Genomic DNA, 14,798 nt, shown 5'->3' on the forward strand with positions numbered 1-14,798 from the left:
TATAATTGATATCTTTTTGAGAGAATATAAGGTGTGTCTCTGGAATGCAACTGGTAACTAACTGGCCTCCATCCGAATCAATTCCGCAAGTAATCGTAGCTAACCCGATTATACCTCGCAATAATGATTATCACCTTAACGAGGGCTTTCCTCGGGTATGGTACGACTAACCGATGGAGATGACGACGAATCTGCGGCGGATTCAGACTCCATCCTCGAATCGCAACTCAACAGGCGGAACTACCTCAAACTCGGTGCGGCGGCCGCATCGACTGCCCTCTCTGCCGGCGTCGCGTCGGCTGCGTCTGGACCAGAGGAGCGCTTCGGTATCCAATGGGACCGCGTCGTCAACGCGGTGGACGACCTTGGAATGGACCCCAACGGAAACGAACCGATAGACGACCAACTCGACGCCGCGTACGGGAGCGGGACGCTCATCGAATTCCCTCCGGGTGAGTATCTCGCCACCGAGACGCAGTACTGGAACGACGACGTCTCCCGCTTCGGGATGGTCGGCACCGGCAGTTCCCACAAGGACGTGCAGTTCGTCTTCCCGTCGGGCAACAACGGCGAGAAGTACCGGTTCCTCGAAATCACGAGCGGGGACCACCACGTCCTGAAGAACTTCTCCATCCAGCAGACCGACGACGACACCACCACGGCGGACATCTGGATGATAAACGACGACGGCGGCCTCATCGAGGACGTCGAGTGGCTCGGCCGCACCCCCACCGACAACAACGCCCGCCGCCAGCTCCTCGCGTACGACTGTTCCTCCGTCGACGGCGTCAACGTCGCCCGCCGCGTCTACATGCGCGAGGGTGCCGAACTTCCCGGCTACCCCGACGGCGTCGCGGGTATCCGCGTGCAGGGCGGTTCCGTCGGCGAGATTCGCCTCGTCGACTGTCACATCGAACAGCGCGGGTCGTCGTCGTTCCGCGCGACCCACACCCGCGGGGTCCTCCGCGTCGAGGGCGGGTTGTTCAAGAACAACGACAACACCAACATGCGCATCTCCGCGGGCGACCACCCCGACAAGACCTCGTGGATCAAGGGTGCGACCGTCATCATGGACGCGGACAACCTCAACGAGCACGCCCGCGACGGCGACAGCCTCGACAGTCCCGAGGGCCTCCGCATCGACTCCACCGGCAACGGCTACGCCGGCGTCCTCATCGAGGACTGTGACTTCATCTTCAAGTCCTGTCCCACCTCGCGCGGCATCGTCTCGTCGCCGACGTGGGCCGGCCACGGCGGCTTCACCCTGCGTAACTGCCGCATCCAGAACGACACGTCGGTCCAGACGATTCACGCCGACTCCGTCGACACCGACACCGCGGACAAGCCGTGGGGCGTGAACCTCGAGAACGTCTCCATCACGGGGAGTACGCGGTCCCAGCCCGCCGGCGCGGCGGTCTGCATCGACAACGACCGCAACGGCTCGACCGTCCAGAACAGCTGTATCCACTTCCCGAACGGCGACGTGGACGGCGTCCTCGTCAACGACGCCACGAGCTGCGAGATTCTGGACTCGAACATCAACGTCTCCGGGCAGGCGACGGTGTTCAGCGGGGCCGACGTGGACACGAGCAACATCACGAGCAGCGACTCCTGTCCGCTCCCGAGCGCCGACGGGAGCACCGGCGGCGACTCGTCGACCACGGACGACTCGACCGATTCGACGACCGACGATTCGACGACTGACTCGACGGACGACTCGACGACCGAACCCCTCCCGAACGAGATTCGCCTCGTCGGCACGGGCACGACGACCCAGTACGAGTTCACCGTGACGGACTCGCTGCAGGCGTCGGGCGACACCATCGAGGAGTGGGACGACATCTCCAGCGGCACCGCGACCGGCTGGATTACGACCGAGGGCGTCGAGGACACCTACACGTTCTCCGGCGACGTCGACTCGTTCTCGTTCCTCGAAGGCGAGTGTGAGATTTACGTCAACGGCGAGCAGGTGACCGAGAGTACCGTCACGGACGCCACGACGGACTCGACGACCGATTCGAGCACGGACGACTCGACGGACGGTTCCACGACGGACTCGACGACCGACCTCTCGCACGAACTGCGCCTCGTCGGCACGGGTACCCAGACCCAGTACGAGTTCACCGTCAGCGACGCGCTCGAAGCCTCGGGCGACACCGTCGAGACGTGGGACACCATCGACGGCACCTCCGCCAGCGGCTGGATTACGACCGAGGGCGTCGAGGACACGTTCAACTTCGCGGGGAGCGTCACCTCCTTCGGCTTCGTCGAAGGCGAGGCCGAGATTTACGTCGACGGTGAGCAGGTGACCGAGAGCACGGTCACCGACGCCACGACCGATTCCTCGACCGGTTCGAGCACGGACGGCTCGACGGATTCGACGGACGACTCCACCGACAGCCAGAACGAACTGCGCCTCGTCGGCACTGGCGTCGAGACGCAGTACGAAGTCAGTGTCAGCGGCACGCTCGAGGCCTCGGGCGACACCGTCGAAGAGTGGGACGACGTGTCCGAAAGCTCCGCGACGGGGTGGGTGACCACCGAGGGCGTCGACGACACGTTCACCTTCACGGGCACGATTACGTCGCTGTCGTTCCTCCAGGGCGAGGCCGAGGTCTACGTCAACGGCACGCGGGTCGACCCCAGCGTGTTCTCGCTGCCGAACACCCTCGTGGTCGAGGGCGACGGCACGGAGACGACGTACGACTTCATGGTCTCCGGCGACATCCTGAACGACCCGCTCGTCGGGCCGACCGAGAGCGACGACAGCGTCACCAACGGCAAGGTGACGGGCTCCGTCACGGACAACGTCGACGCCTTCCGGTTCTCGGGTGACATCAAGAAGATGAACCTGACCGGCGACGCGGCGCTGACCTTCGAAGACAACGACGGCTGAGACGACAGCACGGCAGAATAGCGGACCAGTAGACGGCGCGTCGCTCGCACGGTGACGCCGCAGGCAGCAGAGGCACCCAGTTTTCGCGTTTCGACGCGGTTTTCTCCGTTTTCCCCGCGCGTCCGAGCGACCGCCGCGTCCGGCGACGCAGTACGCCGAGAACTGAGTTCGGACGTCAGTACGACGCGGTTACGCCGCGTCGTCGCTGGCGGCCGTGTCTTCAGTCGGTTCCTCGGTCACGGTCAGCCAGACGTACGCCGAGCGGTACGCCGTGTCGGTACTCGGCTCCGCCGGCGCGTCGCCCTCGTACAGGAAGTAGGTGAGCCGGAGATCCTCGCCGGTCAGCTCCGGGGCGAAGATATGGCGGGCCTGCCACGTCTCGCCGTCTCCGACGGTCTCCGTCCGCGACCCGAGGACCTGCCGCTCGACGACCGTCGTCTCGCCGTTCACCCGCTCGACGCGCTGGAGTTCGGCCACGAGCGTGTAGCTCGTCGCCTCCCCCTCGGCGTTCTCGACGGAGACGAACAGTTCGGTCTGCTCGCCCACCGTTAGTTCCTCGGGGTAGTCGGCGGCGACGAACTCGCCGCCGGCGTCCCGCGTGAGAAGCGACAGGCTCGAATACGACTCGCCCGTCCCCGGTGCGACGAGCGCGTAACTCAGGCTCGCGACGGCAAGGAGGACGGCGAACGCGAGCGCGACGTTCAGGAGCGAGTCGACCCGAGAGGACTGGTCGAACGACCGGACCACGTCGGCGTACCAGCGCCGAATCGGGACGTGAAAGCGCTCTCCCTCGGGGAGTCGCCGCCGCCGTACCTCGCCGATGGCGAGGCCGCCGACGATGATTGCCGACAGCGCGAGCAGGACGGGCGCGGCGTTCAGTCCGACGCCAGCCCAGAGGAGCGCCAGGCCGACCACCGGCAAGAGTGCGACGCTCATCCCGAAAGCGAGCGCAAATCGCTCCGTGAGGCCGAGGTCCGGCTGCCACTCGAACCGGCCGAACGACGGTCCCTCGCCCGGATTGCCCGACGACCCGGCGGGAAACAGCGCGAGCAACAGCGCGTAACCGGGAAGAAATAGCAGCACGGGGAGTCCGACGAGGGCTTGGACGGTCGGCACGACGTCGAGAACCGCAACGAGGCTACTCGAGACGACGACGAGGAGCGCAGTGGGCACGTCCAACGAGAGTTCGTCGAGTGCCTGGTTCAACCGTCCTTTTCTGTGTGATGTAGACCCCATTACCGGTTATATGACGCGACTAGGCTGTTGTTATTGAGCACCTCACACCCCTGATTTCGGCGGTACGAGGTGACTAACTCCCGACTATCTCGCGACCGTCTGGTTCCTTCTCAGCTCTCTCGTCGCTCTCGTCGGCACCGCCGACGCGGGACGACGGCTGTGCCCCGTTCGACGCGCCCCGCTCGAACGACGCGGACGGCTCCGCCGCGACTCGCAACCGTTCGTTCTCGCGGCTGTCGAGGACCATCGCGCCGCCGAGTGACCCGAGGCCGACGAGGAGTCCGGTGAGGGACTGCCGACCCGGTCGGTCCTTCGACGCGACCCCGCCGACCAGTCGGAGCGCGCCGGCGAGGACGCTCACGACGCCGAGCGCGTAGAGGACGGCCACCGGGTGAACGCCGCCGTCGAGGTATCGAACGCGGAGTCGCCAGACGAAGTCCCTGAGCAGGAGGAACGACAGCCCGGGGACGAACGTCGAGTACCTGATACCGCTTTCTTCGTCGCCGTAGCGCGCGCGCATCGGCACGGTGGCGACGCGCTTTTCGGCGACGTTCAGGTTCACGAGCAGGTCGTTCAGGAAGCCGTACTGGTCGTACAGCCGGTCGAAATCCAGCTCCGAGAGCGCCTCCGCCGAGATAGCCGTGTAGCCGTTCTGCGGGTCGCGGATGTGCCAGTAGCCGCTGGCGATGCGCGTCAGCCCGGACAACAGGAGGTTGCCGAACAGCCGCCACGGCGGCATCCCCCGGCGGGTGTCCCGCGCGGCGAGTCGGTCGCCGACGGCGTAGTCGGCGTCTCCGTCGACGACGGGGTCGATGATGGCGGGCATGATATCCGGGTCCATCTGTCCGTCGCCGTCCATCACGACGACGATGTCCATCCCGTCGGCGAGGGCGCGTTCGTAGCCGGTCTTGACGGCCGCGCCGCGCCCGCGGTTGACCGGGTGTCGAATCGGGACGACGCGCCCGTCGAGCGACGCACCGCCGTCGGCCGCGGCGACGACCGGTTCGGCCGCTCGCTCGTTCGCGCGCGCCGCGTGCCGCCGAATCTCCTCCCACGTCCCGTCGGTCGAGCGGTCGTCGACGACGTACGCGCGGTCGACGAACGCGGGGAGCGTGTCGACGACGCCGCCGACGAACCGCGCCTCGTTGTACGCGGGCACGACGACGCCGACGGCGTTACCGCGGTACATCGCCCCTCGCGTGCGACCCCTGTGTTGAACGCGGCGTGTCGACCGGTCCGCCGCCGTCGGGCGTGTCGTCCCGCGGCCGCGAATCGAGTTGGAGAGTGCGTAGGAACATCGATACTTCGACCCGGTGATTGGGCCGTTCGGGTCTTTGTTAGTCGTCAGCAACACGTATGCAAAGCCGAATTTCAGGCGTTTAGGACGGTTAGAACGGTTGTCTAACGTTCACGAAACCGCGACTAATCGAATCCGTATCACGTCCGTCGAGACTGTCTTGAAAAGCAGCATGTCGCCGTACTCGGGCCGGCGTGCCGGGCGAACCGCCGCGTCAGATGGTGTTTCGGATCGAGTCCCAGTAGCTCGACGCGGTGACCACGTCTAGCCCGAGTTCGTCGATGTAGTCTATCGTCTCGGCGAACGCCGCCGGGCTGACGGAGCGTCCCTCTCCGGTCACGTCGTGGTACATGAGCACCGCGAGCTGGTTGTACTGGGCGGCGAAGTCGAGCGCCTCCTTCGCCTTCTGTACGTCGTCGCCGTCGGTCCGGCCGACGATTTGCGGGTCGGATATCGCGCCGGTCGGTCCCCCGACGGTCACGAACCCGAGGTAGTGGTAGTCGCTCGCGACGTCGAGCGCTGACTCGTTGTACCGGCCGTACGGCCAGATGATGAAGTCGGCCCCGCGTTCGAACCCGTTTTCGACGAGCCACGCCTTCGACTCCCTGATGCTCGCGCGCTGGTCGGCCGGCGAGAGGACGCGGAACGAGTCCGACTGCTGGGGGTGGCTCACCATGTCCCACCCCGATTCGACCATCTCGTCCATCCCCGACCGCGGGATGCGGTGGCTCGACCCGACGGTCCACGGGATGACGCCGACGACGCCGGGGAAGCCGTGGGACTCCAGTATCGGATACGCCGTGTCGTACTGGCTCCGGGTGTTGTCGTCGAACGTTATCATCACCGCGCCCGCGCCGGCCCGCGGTTTGGCCCGGAGCGAGTCGACGTAGAACCGCGCCGCGGTACCGCCGCCGGTGTACATCTGGATGCTTATCTCGGTGACGTTCGTCAGGTCCGGCGACCCGGTGACGCGCTGTGGCCCGAGGTCGAGGCGCTGCCAGCCTGCCTTCCAGATGTGCCGACCGAGAAGCAGCGTGTTGTCGTAGTCGGGCGCGGCGAGGCGAACCGTGATGCCCTCGGTGTCGGGCGTTTCGAGGTTGACGGCCAGCGAGAGGTCGGCCTCCGAGAGGTCGATACCGTCCTCGAACGTCCGGTAAATCCACACCCGCTCGTCGTCCGGCGTCGCTTCGAGCCGGAGCGACTGCGCCCCGCAGTAGACGACGTCCTCTTCGACGGCGTACCGCCCCGCGAACGTCCCCCAGAGCCGTTCGTCCTCGAAGTCGTCGACGAGCCATCCAACGTCTCTGAACCGCTCTCGGCTGTTGAACGCGACCGCCAACGGGTCGCCCGCCGCGTCGACGCTCGGGTCGTCGTAGCTGAACCGCGGCGTCGGTACCGGCGGCTCGCTCGTCGCGGTCGCTTCGGGAGTACCGGCTGATTCACCGCCCCTCGCGACGCAGCCGCTGAGCACGGCGGCGCTCAGTCCGAGATACGAACGCCGTGATAGTTTCATACGGACAACTGTCGTCACGAGTCGATAGTAATGCCACTCGTAATTTCCGTAGCCACGGACTGACGGCGTCGGAAACCGCGAATGTCGCCGATTTTGACCTGTTTTTCGCACAGTCTCTCGCCCGTTTCGTCGCCGCAGACCCGTCCGGATTCAGGGGCTTTCGCCCCGCCACCCCCGGTTACACACCGTTTACCAATCACCTCCCCGGTCCAACTGACGGGAAACATGTGTAACCGACGTCGGTCCCTCTCTCTCCAACTCTCGTCTCGCCCTTCGAGGCGACCCGCCCCCGACGCTCGACGGACGCCCGACAGTCACCGGGAACGCTCCGAGCACGCGGGTGGTTGCCAGTGAATCGCAGAACCTACCTGAAGACGCTCGGCGCGGTCGGTATCGGTGCCGCGCTCGCCGGCTGTAACACGCCGGACGAGGAGACGCCGACCGAGACGCCGACGACCGAGGAGACGCCGACGCCCGAACCGGACCTCACCGTCTTCCACGCGGTCGACGACCTCGGGATGGACCCGACGGGCCAAGAGCCGGTCGACGACATCCTCGACGGGGTGTACGGCGACGACACGGCCGTCGAGTTCCCGCCGGGTGACTACCTCATCACCCGCGAGCACGACTGGGACCGCGGCGTCTCGAACTTCCAACTCGTCGGCCTCGGCGACTCCCACAAGGACGTGCAGTTCGTCTTCCCGCCGGCAGACCCCGGCGAGCGGTTCCGGATGCTCCGAATCACGAGCGGGGACCACCACGTCCTGAAGAACTTCTCCGTCCAGCAGACCGACGACGACACCACGAGCGCCGATATCTGGCTCGCCAACGACGACGGCGCGCTCGTCGAGGACGTCGAGTGGCTCGGCCGCACCCCCACGGACAGCCACGCGCGCGACCAACTGCTCCTCTTCGACTGCACTTCGGTGGAGGGCGTCAACGTCGCCCGTCGCGTCTACATGCGCGAGGGCGCGGCGCTCCCCGGCTACCCGAACGGCGTCGCCGGGATTCGCATCACCGAGCGGTCGGTCGGCGAAGTGAGGATGATAGACTGCCACATCGAACAGCGCGGGTCGTCGTCGTTCCGCGCGACCCACACCCGCGGCGTCCTCCGCGTCGAGGGCGGGTTGTTCAAGAACAACGACAACACCAACATGCGCATCTCCGCGGGCGACCATCCGACCAAGACCTCGTGGATCAAGGGCGCGACCGTCGTCGTCGACGCGGACAACCTCAACGAACACGCGCGGGAGGGCGACAGACTCGACAGTCCCGAGGGCCTCCGCATCGACTCGACGGGCCACGGCTACACGGGGGTTCTCATCGAGGACTGCGACTTCATCTTCCGGTCGAGTCCGTCCTCGCCGGGCATCATCACCGTTCCGACCTACGGGAGCCACGGCGGCTTCACGATGCGCAACTGCCGCATCGTCAACGACACCGGCGTCCAGACCATCTACGCGGGTCCCGTGGACACCGCCATCGCGCGGGAGCCATGGGGGATGGTCCTGGAGAACGTCACCATCTCGGGGGCGTGCGAGAGTCAGCCCTACGGTTCGGCGGTCGTCGTCGACGAGAATCGAAACGGCTCCCGCATCGTCGATAGCTGTATCCACCTGCCGAACGGCCGGGTCGGCGGCGTGCTCGTCAACCGCGCGTCGGACTGCGCTATCGAGAACTCCAGCATCAACGTCAGCGGTCCGCCGACCCGGACCCGCGGCGTCGAACTCCTGCTCGATAACGTGTCCTACACCGCGACCTGCGCGTTCCGCGACGAGTGAACGGGCGTCGGCCAAGGCGCTATCGGAACCCCCAGTCGTCGGCAATCGCCGTGACCGCGCTGAATATCGCACCCAGTCCGGTCAGCGTTACGCCAGTCAAGATAGTAGCAAACCTTACCCAGTAGTATGTTCTACCGCCGAACATGGCCACGTCGGTGAAGATGGACGACGACACGAAATCACGCCTCGAACGGTTACAGGCCGAGATTCGGCTGAAGACCGGGACGCGAGTGACGCAGCAGGAAGTCTTGGCGCGGCTCGTCGAGAACGCCGTCGAGTCCAAGGCGGACCTCATCGACTCGTTCCGCGAGAAACGTGTCCCGCTTTCGGAGTCCGAGCGCGAGCAGTTCCACGACGGGATGGTTTCGTCCGGCGTCACGACGACCGAAGAAGACATCGACGACGTGCTGTACGGATGAGCGTCCTCGTCGATACCGGCGTGTTCTTCGCGCACCACGATACGGATGCCGACAGGCACGACCAAGCCGTCAGCGCGTTCGACGAACTGTTCGACGGGGAGTTCGGACAGCCGTACACGAACGACTACGTTCTCGACGAGACGGTAACGCTCACGCGCGCTCGAACGGGTTCGTTCGAGGCTGCGGATACCGTTGCCAGTCGCATTCTCGGCGAGGAACCGTTTCCGAACGTGTTCGAGACGATTCACGTCGAACCGGACGACGTCCGGGCGTCGCTGGAGACGCTCCGCCGATACGAGGACCACGACCTCAGCTTCACCGATGCGACCATCGTCTCGCTGTGCGAGTCGCGTGGCATCGACGCCGTGTTGAGTTTCGACACGGATTTCGATGGACTCGTCGACCGCATCGAACCGGGGCTCCGGTAGGTTTAACAGCGCCACGGGAGCGCCGACAGAGAAACGAGCGGTCCGCTCAGTGACCCCTGAAGTTGAGTCCCGGCGTCAGCGTGATACCAGTCCCTCGGTCCCGCTGCAAACCGACAAATGTATTCGTAATAACATTTATCGGGACGTGCGCCGCAGTTCGACCTATGGTTCGGCTCTGTCGTCGGTACGGTCCCGGACGGCTCCCGTACGCCGAGCGAAACGACGTCGGCGGCGGGATAGCGATGGCTGCAACCGGGTTGTTGGCAATCACCCTCTGGTTCGGTGCTGCGGGGCTGCTGACTCTCGTCGGCGCGATGAACGGGACACTCGGGTTCGTCTTCGGTCTCGGACTGGTGGCCGTTCCGATAGCGATACCGACCTCGTTTATCGTGGGCACGCTGCTCTGGCGACGGCTGCGACCCGACGACGACCGCCAACGATACGGTACGCTTTTCGGCGGGCTGACTGCACTCGGAAGTCTTGTCACGGGCGGATTCGGGCCCGCTTTCCTCGTCGGCGTCTCGAACTTCACCCGCGGTGAGATGGTTCTACTGGAGGCGGTCGTCTTCACCGCGCTACTGCTGCCAGTGAGCGTGGTTTTCGCCGTTATCGCTGCCGGTTGGTTGGTCGTTCCGCTCGGCGCGTTCGGCGGATGGTATCACGAGCGCGCGAAGGCGCGCTCCTGACGAGGACCGACTGCTAACCGCGCTCCGCGGCGTTCCACAACGCCACGGTGAGCGGCGGTGCACGGACACCCAGTCTGCTCAGCGACCTCTGAAGTTGAGTCCCGGCGTCAGCGTGATGCCGGTTCCTCGCTCTTTCACGTCGTCTCCGTCACCGTCGCGGCCGGCGGTCGATTCCTCGTCGTCCTCGTCGTCTCCACGGTTGAACAGCGCGTGGTGCACGTAGCGGGCGAAGGGAACCGGGTCGTCGAGGCGCGCGAGGTCGAATCTCGGCTCGTGGTAGATAGAAGAGGCGACCTCCCAGACGGTCTTGACGAACGACGGGCGCTCGACGAGCGGCGAGTCGTCGCGGCGGACGCTCATCACGTAGCCGAGTTCGCCCCAGAGGTAGTGAGTGCCGACGCCGAGTTCGTACCCCGGTTCGATGCGGTGTTTCTGCCCGGTCGCCTGCAGCCAGTAGTAGTACGGGAAGTCGGCGCCCGCGCGGACAGTCGAGGGGAGTGACTGCCACATCCGGGGGTTGATTTCGATGAGTTTGAACTCGCCCGTCTCGGCGTCCTTGAGGTACTCGATGCACGCGAGGCCGTGCCAGTTGATGTGACCGAGGAGCTTCCGCGCGACGGATTCGAGTTCGGGGTCGTACACCGAAGTCCGGTAGACGCCGCCGCCGCCGGTGTAGGAGTTTCCGCGAATCTGGAGGTGCTGGAACGTCGCGAGGGGCTCGCCGTGGTCGTACAGCGCCGCGAACATGTACTTGTCCTCGGTCGGAACGTAGTCCTGCACGATGGGGTCGTGTTTCATCTCGGCGTATATCTCGTCGGGGTCCGGACGGTCGCCGGGGCGGACGTGGCGGACGCTCTTGACGATGTCGTACTCGTGGGGGTCGTAGCTGTCGACGTACTCGCCGGCGACGACGTTGTACCGCGGCTTGATAATCGAGGGCTCGTGGAACGCTTCGACCTCGCTGAACAGGCGGGTCCGCGGCATGGGGACGCCGGCCTCGACGGCGGCCTCGTAGAGGAGCTTTCGGTCGTGGACCCGGCGGAGCGTCTCGAAGTCGGGGACGACGAGGTCGACGTACTGCTCGAACTCGTCGAGGTACTTCGAGAAGATGTAGCCGTCTTCGGGCCGCGTCGGGATGATTGTCTTCACGTCTGGTCGGGCGGCGATGCCGACGAGGGCGTCCTTGTAGGCAACGAGGTCGTCTTTCGGGGCGGGAATGCGGACGAGTTCGTCGCAGAATCGGGACGAGGCCGCCGGCGTGTCGTCGTGTTCGGAGGCCATCACCGTGTGGATTCCCCGCTCGCCGAGCGACCGGATGCAAGTGTAGTTGCCCGATGGAACGAGCACCGAGTTCCGGGCGTGCGCGCGTTTGGACATGCCTGAACCGTCGCGCGGTGACGGAATTAGTATGGGTCCGCTAACGGGTTCGAGGTCGGTGCCGGGAGTCGGTTCCTCCCGACCTGACTCGGCGGTCGGTGTGCGGTCTGCCGTCCGCGACAGGGCCGGTGCGCGCCGTCGCGCGAGCGTCGCGTCGGCGACCGAACTGCGGATTCGAACGCGTCGGACCGGATTCGATTCGTGAGAGTCGAGAAAACCGACGGTTTCGGCTCGGTTATCCACAGCATACCGGGGCGAGAGAGACGGTCTCCACGGTCAGCGGGTCTGCCGAGTCGGCGAAACGAGCGCTCTCGACGAGAAATAGTTCGGCGCGGTGCCAAGATGTCGACGGTTCTGGCGGAGCGTCGCCGCCTCAGAGCACGTCGTCGTCGAGGCCGCCGGGGTCGCCCGCGGTGTCGAAGAGGTTGTTCTGGGCGCTCTGGACGAAGTCGGACTGGACGCCGTCCTCGTCGTCGACGGGGGCACCGTAGGCGTCCATTCCCATCGAGAGGAGCTCCTCGACGGCCTGTTCTTCGCTGATGAACTCTTCGTCGACAAGCTGTTCGAACTCGACGAGCAGTTCGTCCGGGAGATTGACTTCTACGACGGGCATAGAGACGCGTTCGTGCTCGATGTACTTGAGCGGCCGGGTGTGAGTAGTTCGTGCCGAGCGTGGTACTCGGTCGCTCCGCGTGACAGTCCGCGTCGCCCGACAGTCGTAACCGCGTGTCTTATCAGCGCCCGGTCAGTCCGTCCACGCGACGAACGGCGTCGATTTCCGACGCCCCTGAGCGAGGGACCGACGTGACACGCGACACAGACCCGGCGACCGAGGACGCCGCCCCCGCCGAGAGCGACGAGCTCGGCTGGCTTCCGGAGCGCGTCGAACTGCCGAGCGACGAGTGGGTCATCTACCCGCCCGGCGAGCCGCGGCCGGCGAACTTCGCGCTCCGCTTCGAGAAGGCCGTCCCCGCGGTGCTCGTCGGTATCGACCCCGGCGACTCGCTGGGCGTCCACGTCCTCCCGCATCCGGGTGGCCTCTCCGTCTCGGCGCGGTTCGGCGGCGTCGTCGACGACTCGGTCCGCGAGTTCGAGCCGCCGGCGTCGGACGAGGACCGCGAGGCGGTCGCCGCGTGGGTTCGGACGTGGGTCGACCGCGTGGACGACCGGGCCGAACGGGCGCGCATTCGGGCGGCTTGCGCGCCGGTTCCCAACGCCGGCGACCGCGCCTCGCGGGCGCTCTTCGAGCACTTCGGGAGCGCGGACGCCGTCGCGGCCGCGGTGCTCGAACGGAACACCGCCGCACTCAGGCGCGCGTCGGGGGTCGCCGAGCAGACCGCGACCGACTTGGTCGTCCACTACGGCACCGACGCGGAGTGGGAGTACTACCGCAGCCACCGCGACGCCGCCCCGTGACTCAAATCGTGATTTGACTCTCGCGTAGGGTTATTCCCGTCCGCGACGATTAACGGGTATGTCCCTGACACGACGCACCTTCCTCGGTTCGACCGCCCTCCTCTCGTTCGGTCTCCTCGCCGGTTGCGTCGGCGACGGCGGGTCGGACGACGGCGCGACGACTGACGACGAGACGACCGACGGGCCGACGGACACGACGGACGACCTCCCGGATGGAAACGGCACTGACGACGGAACCGGCGGCACCCGCCCGTCCGGCGGTCCCGGCATCTCGCTCGTCGGCGTCGACGACGCTCCCGACGTGCCCGTCGAACACGAAGTCGAGATAACGGAGGACCTCGCGAACGACGACCACCCGCCGCAGGTCCGCATCACGCTGACGAACACCGGCGACGAGGTCGTCGAGGTCGGCGAGGGGAGAACCGTCTTCTTCCAGTACGTCTCGGACACGACGAACGACCTCATCTTCCTCCCCGCGGACGGCGAGTATCCCGCCGAGGCGGGCTGTTGGCGGCTCGAAGACCACATCGCCGTGACCGAGGAGTACCGGATTCTCTCGCTCGAACCCGGCGAGTCGCGGTCGGAGCTGCTGAACCTCTACGGCGTCGCCCAGTCCGAGAAGGAAGAAGCGAGCTGTCTCCCGGTCGGCGAGTTCCGCTTCGAGGCGGACTTCGCCGTCGGCGGGCTCTCGGGGTCCTCTGACGACGACAGACGGGAGGCGACGTGGGGCTTCTCGCTCACGCTGGAGTAGTTCTCGGCCGGGCGGTCCCGATTTTCGCCATGGAGGCGAAGTAGCAATCGGGTACGCCGACGGCGGCTTCACGTCGGCTGCAAGCGCCGACGTCGATCCGAGACGTCCGACTCCGCCCCGCCCTCCCATGGTCGGTTGGATATATACCACACGGGAGTGTAACCGTCTCGTATGTCGAACGCTAGCGCACCGAATTCCGAACTCACGGGCCCGACCAGACTCACGCTCAAGGTCTGGCACCCGGACTGCTGGACGCTGGAAGTGACGGAGAACGTCGACGCCGGGGTCACCGCTCACACCGTGTACAACACGCCCGAGGACACGGTCAAGGGACACTTCACGGTCTACGCCGACCGGGTCGAGGACATCGACGACTTCGTCCGCGCGACCGAGCGGTCGCGGCTTACCGACTCCGTCTCCGAGTTGAGCCCCCGCCACGAGTTCGACAACGGCGCGTCGAACGTCGGCAACACGACGCGGGAGATGATGGTCGAGTACGACCCCGAAAACAGCATGACCGACTCGCTTCTGTCGCACGGCTTCGTCCACGACGCGCCCGTCCGCGTCGACGACGGATGGGAGTACTGGCCGGTCATCGACACCGACGACCGGGCCGACCTCCGCGAACGCCTCGACTCGCTGGAGGCGGCGAATCAGGCCGAAATCATCGTCACCAAGGTCACTTCCGTCGCCGGCGCGAAAAACCACGTCTCACACCAACTGGACAAGCTCTCGAACCGCCAGCGAGAGGTGTTCGAACTGGCCTGCCGGCGCGACTACTACACGTGGCCGCGGGAGACGACGACGCGGGAACTGGCCGACGAACTCGACATCTCGAAGACCACGCTGCTCGAACATCTCCGGAAGGCCGAGGCGAAACTCCTCAACCAGTACGCGGAGTCAACTCCGTAACGCCGTCGACGCCGCTCGTTATTCGATTCGATAACTTTCTCTCCGGTTTACTCCGGACACGGTGGTGTCAGTTCGACGGGTCGCGC

General features: G+C 65.9%; 13 protein-coding genes. 8 read left to right on the plus strand and 5 right to left on the minus strand.

Translation table 11 applies throughout. From position 1 onward, the window contains the following. Positions 1-157 precede the first annotated feature (157 nt). Positions 158-2,896: a hypothetical protein gene (locus tag C5B91_RS15680; RefSeq protein ID WP_115819979.1), complete on the plus strand. Its 2,739-nt coding sequence runs from the start codon at positions 158-160 to the stop codon at positions 2,894-2,896. Positions 2,897-3,085: 189 nt separating this feature from the next. On the opposite strand, the gene C5B91_RS15685 is transcribed toward C5B91_RS15680, so the two are convergent. The 3 genes from C5B91_RS15685 to C5B91_RS15700 all read right to left on the minus strand — a co-directional run bounded on the left by C5B91_RS15685 (position 3,086) and on the right by C5B91_RS15700 (position 6,900). Further along, on the minus strand, positions 3,086-4,069 hold the full coding sequence (locus C5B91_RS15685; protein WP_181950726.1) for a DUF1616 domain-containing protein: 984 nt from the start codon (positions 4,067-4,069) through the stop codon (positions 3,086-3,088). A gap of 136 nt (positions 4,070-4,205) precedes the next feature. After that, positions 4,206-5,321 (minus strand): glycosyltransferase family 2 protein, encoded by a 1,116-nt coding sequence (locus tag C5B91_RS15690; RefSeq protein ID WP_008094147.1) that lies wholly within the window; start codon positions 5,319-5,321, stop codon positions 4,206-4,208. Positions 5,322-5,643: 322 nt separating this feature from the next. Beyond that, complete coding sequence (locus tag C5B91_RS15700) at positions 5,644-6,900, minus strand: polysaccharide deacetylase family protein (protein WP_049968987.1); 1,257 nt, start codon at positions 6,898-6,900, stop codon at positions 5,644-5,646. A gap of 392 nt (positions 6,901-7,292) precedes the next feature. Between C5B91_RS15700 and C5B91_RS15705 the strand changes: the two genes are divergently transcribed. The 4 genes from C5B91_RS15705 (at position 7,293) to C5B91_RS15720 (ending at position 10,256) form a co-directional block, all read left to right on the plus strand. Next, positions 7,293-8,723, plus strand: coding sequence for a twin-arginine translocation signal domain-containing protein (locus C5B91_RS15705; RefSeq protein ID WP_049968892.1), 1,431 nt, complete (start codon positions 7,293-7,295; stop codon positions 8,721-8,723). A gap of 143 nt (positions 8,724-8,866) precedes the next feature. Beyond that, positions 8,867-9,142, plus strand: a complete 276-nt coding sequence (locus C5B91_RS15710; protein WP_049968893.1) for a hypothetical protein — start codon at positions 8,867-8,869, stop codon at positions 9,140-9,142. Continuing rightward, positions 9,139-9,570 (plus strand): type II toxin-antitoxin system VapC family toxin, encoded by a 432-nt coding sequence (locus C5B91_RS15715; RefSeq protein WP_008094155.1) that lies wholly within the window; start codon positions 9,139-9,141, stop codon positions 9,568-9,570. Before C5B91_RS15710 ends, C5B91_RS15715 begins: the two co-directional genes overlap by 4 nt. A gap of 242 nt (positions 9,571-9,812) precedes the next feature. Beyond that, positions 9,813-10,256 carry a hypothetical protein gene (locus C5B91_RS15720; RefSeq protein ID WP_008094157.1) on the plus strand — a complete coding sequence of 148 codons (444 nt, stop codon included), beginning with the start codon at positions 9,813-9,815 and terminating at the stop codon, positions 10,254-10,256. Between the two features lie 78 nt (positions 10,257-10,334). On the opposite strand, the gene C5B91_RS15725 is transcribed toward C5B91_RS15720, so the two are convergent. Together C5B91_RS15725 and C5B91_RS15730 are read right to left on the minus strand one after the other, a co-directional pair. After that, complete coding sequence (locus C5B91_RS15725) at positions 10,335-11,633, minus strand: ATP-grasp domain-containing protein (RefSeq protein ID WP_049968988.1); 1,299 nt, start codon at positions 11,631-11,633, stop codon at positions 10,335-10,337. A 373-nt stretch (positions 11,634-12,006) separates the two neighbouring features. Continuing rightward, positions 12,007-12,246: a hypothetical protein gene (locus C5B91_RS15730; RefSeq protein WP_004978002.1), complete on the minus strand. Its 240-nt coding sequence runs from the start codon at positions 12,244-12,246 to the stop codon at positions 12,007-12,009. Between the two features lie 191 nt (positions 12,247-12,437). On the opposite strand from C5B91_RS15730, the gene C5B91_RS15735 reads away from it, so the two are divergent. The 3 genes from C5B91_RS15735 to C5B91_RS15745 all read left to right on the plus strand — a co-directional run bounded on the left by C5B91_RS15735 (position 12,438) and on the right by C5B91_RS15745 (position 14,712). Next, a complete protein-coding gene (locus tag C5B91_RS15735) occupies positions 12,438-13,049 on the plus strand; it encodes a hypothetical protein (RefSeq protein ID WP_049968894.1) in 612 nt (203 codons plus the stop codon). Positions 13,050-13,107: 58 nt separating this feature from the next. Beyond that, complete coding sequence (locus C5B91_RS15740) at positions 13,108-13,800, plus strand: hypothetical protein (RefSeq protein WP_049968895.1); 693 nt, start codon at positions 13,108-13,110, stop codon at positions 13,798-13,800. A gap of 171 nt (positions 13,801-13,971) precedes the next feature. Then, positions 13,972-14,712, plus strand: coding sequence for a helix-turn-helix domain-containing protein (locus C5B91_RS15745; RefSeq protein ID WP_008094167.1), 741 nt, complete (start codon positions 13,972-13,974; stop codon positions 14,710-14,712). Positions 14,713-14,798: the final 86 nt, after the last annotated feature.

Origin of the sequence: Haloferax sp. Atlit-10N (genome assembly GCF_003586325.1) — an archaeon.
In the GTDB taxonomy this organism is placed as follows: domain Archaea; phylum Halobacteriota; class Halobacteria; order Halobacteriales; family Haloferacaceae; genus Haloferax; species Haloferax prahovense.

What these genes read in the sequence shown, in the direction of transcription:
- C5B91_RS15740 (WP_049968895.1), top strand. Translation starts at nt 13,108, where the DNA reads ATGTCCCTGACACGACGCACCTTCCTCGGTTCGACCGCCCTCCTCTCG.
- C5B91_RS15725 (WP_049968988.1), bottom strand. Translation starts at nt 11,633, where the DNA reads ATGTCCAAACGCGCGCACGCCCGGAACTCGGTGCTCGTTCCATCGGGC.
- C5B91_RS15730 (WP_004978002.1), bottom strand. Translation starts at nt 12,246, where the DNA reads ATGCCCGTCGTAGAAGTCAATCTCCCGGACGAACTGCTCGTCGAGTTC.
- C5B91_RS15715 (WP_008094155.1), top strand. Translation starts at nt 9,139, where the DNA reads ATGAGCGTCCTCGTCGATACCGGCGTGTTCTTCGCGCACCACGATACG.
- C5B91_RS15720 (WP_008094157.1), top strand. Translation starts at nt 9,813, where the DNA reads ATGGCTGCAACCGGGTTGTTGGCAATCACCCTCTGGTTCGGTGCTGCG.
- C5B91_RS15690 (WP_008094147.1), bottom strand. Translation starts at nt 5,321, where the DNA reads ATGTACCGCGGTAACGCCGTCGGCGTCGTCGTGCCCGCGTACAACGAG.
- C5B91_RS15745 (WP_008094167.1), top strand. Translation starts at nt 13,972, where the DNA reads ATGTCGAACGCTAGCGCACCGAATTCCGAACTCACGGGCCCGACCAGA.
- C5B91_RS15680 (WP_115819979.1), top strand. Translation starts at nt 158, where the DNA reads ATGGTACGACTAACCGATGGAGATGACGACGAATCTGCGGCGGATTCA.
- C5B91_RS15710 (WP_049968893.1), top strand. Translation starts at nt 8,867, where the DNA reads ATGGCCACGTCGGTGAAGATGGACGACGACACGAAATCACGCCTCGAA.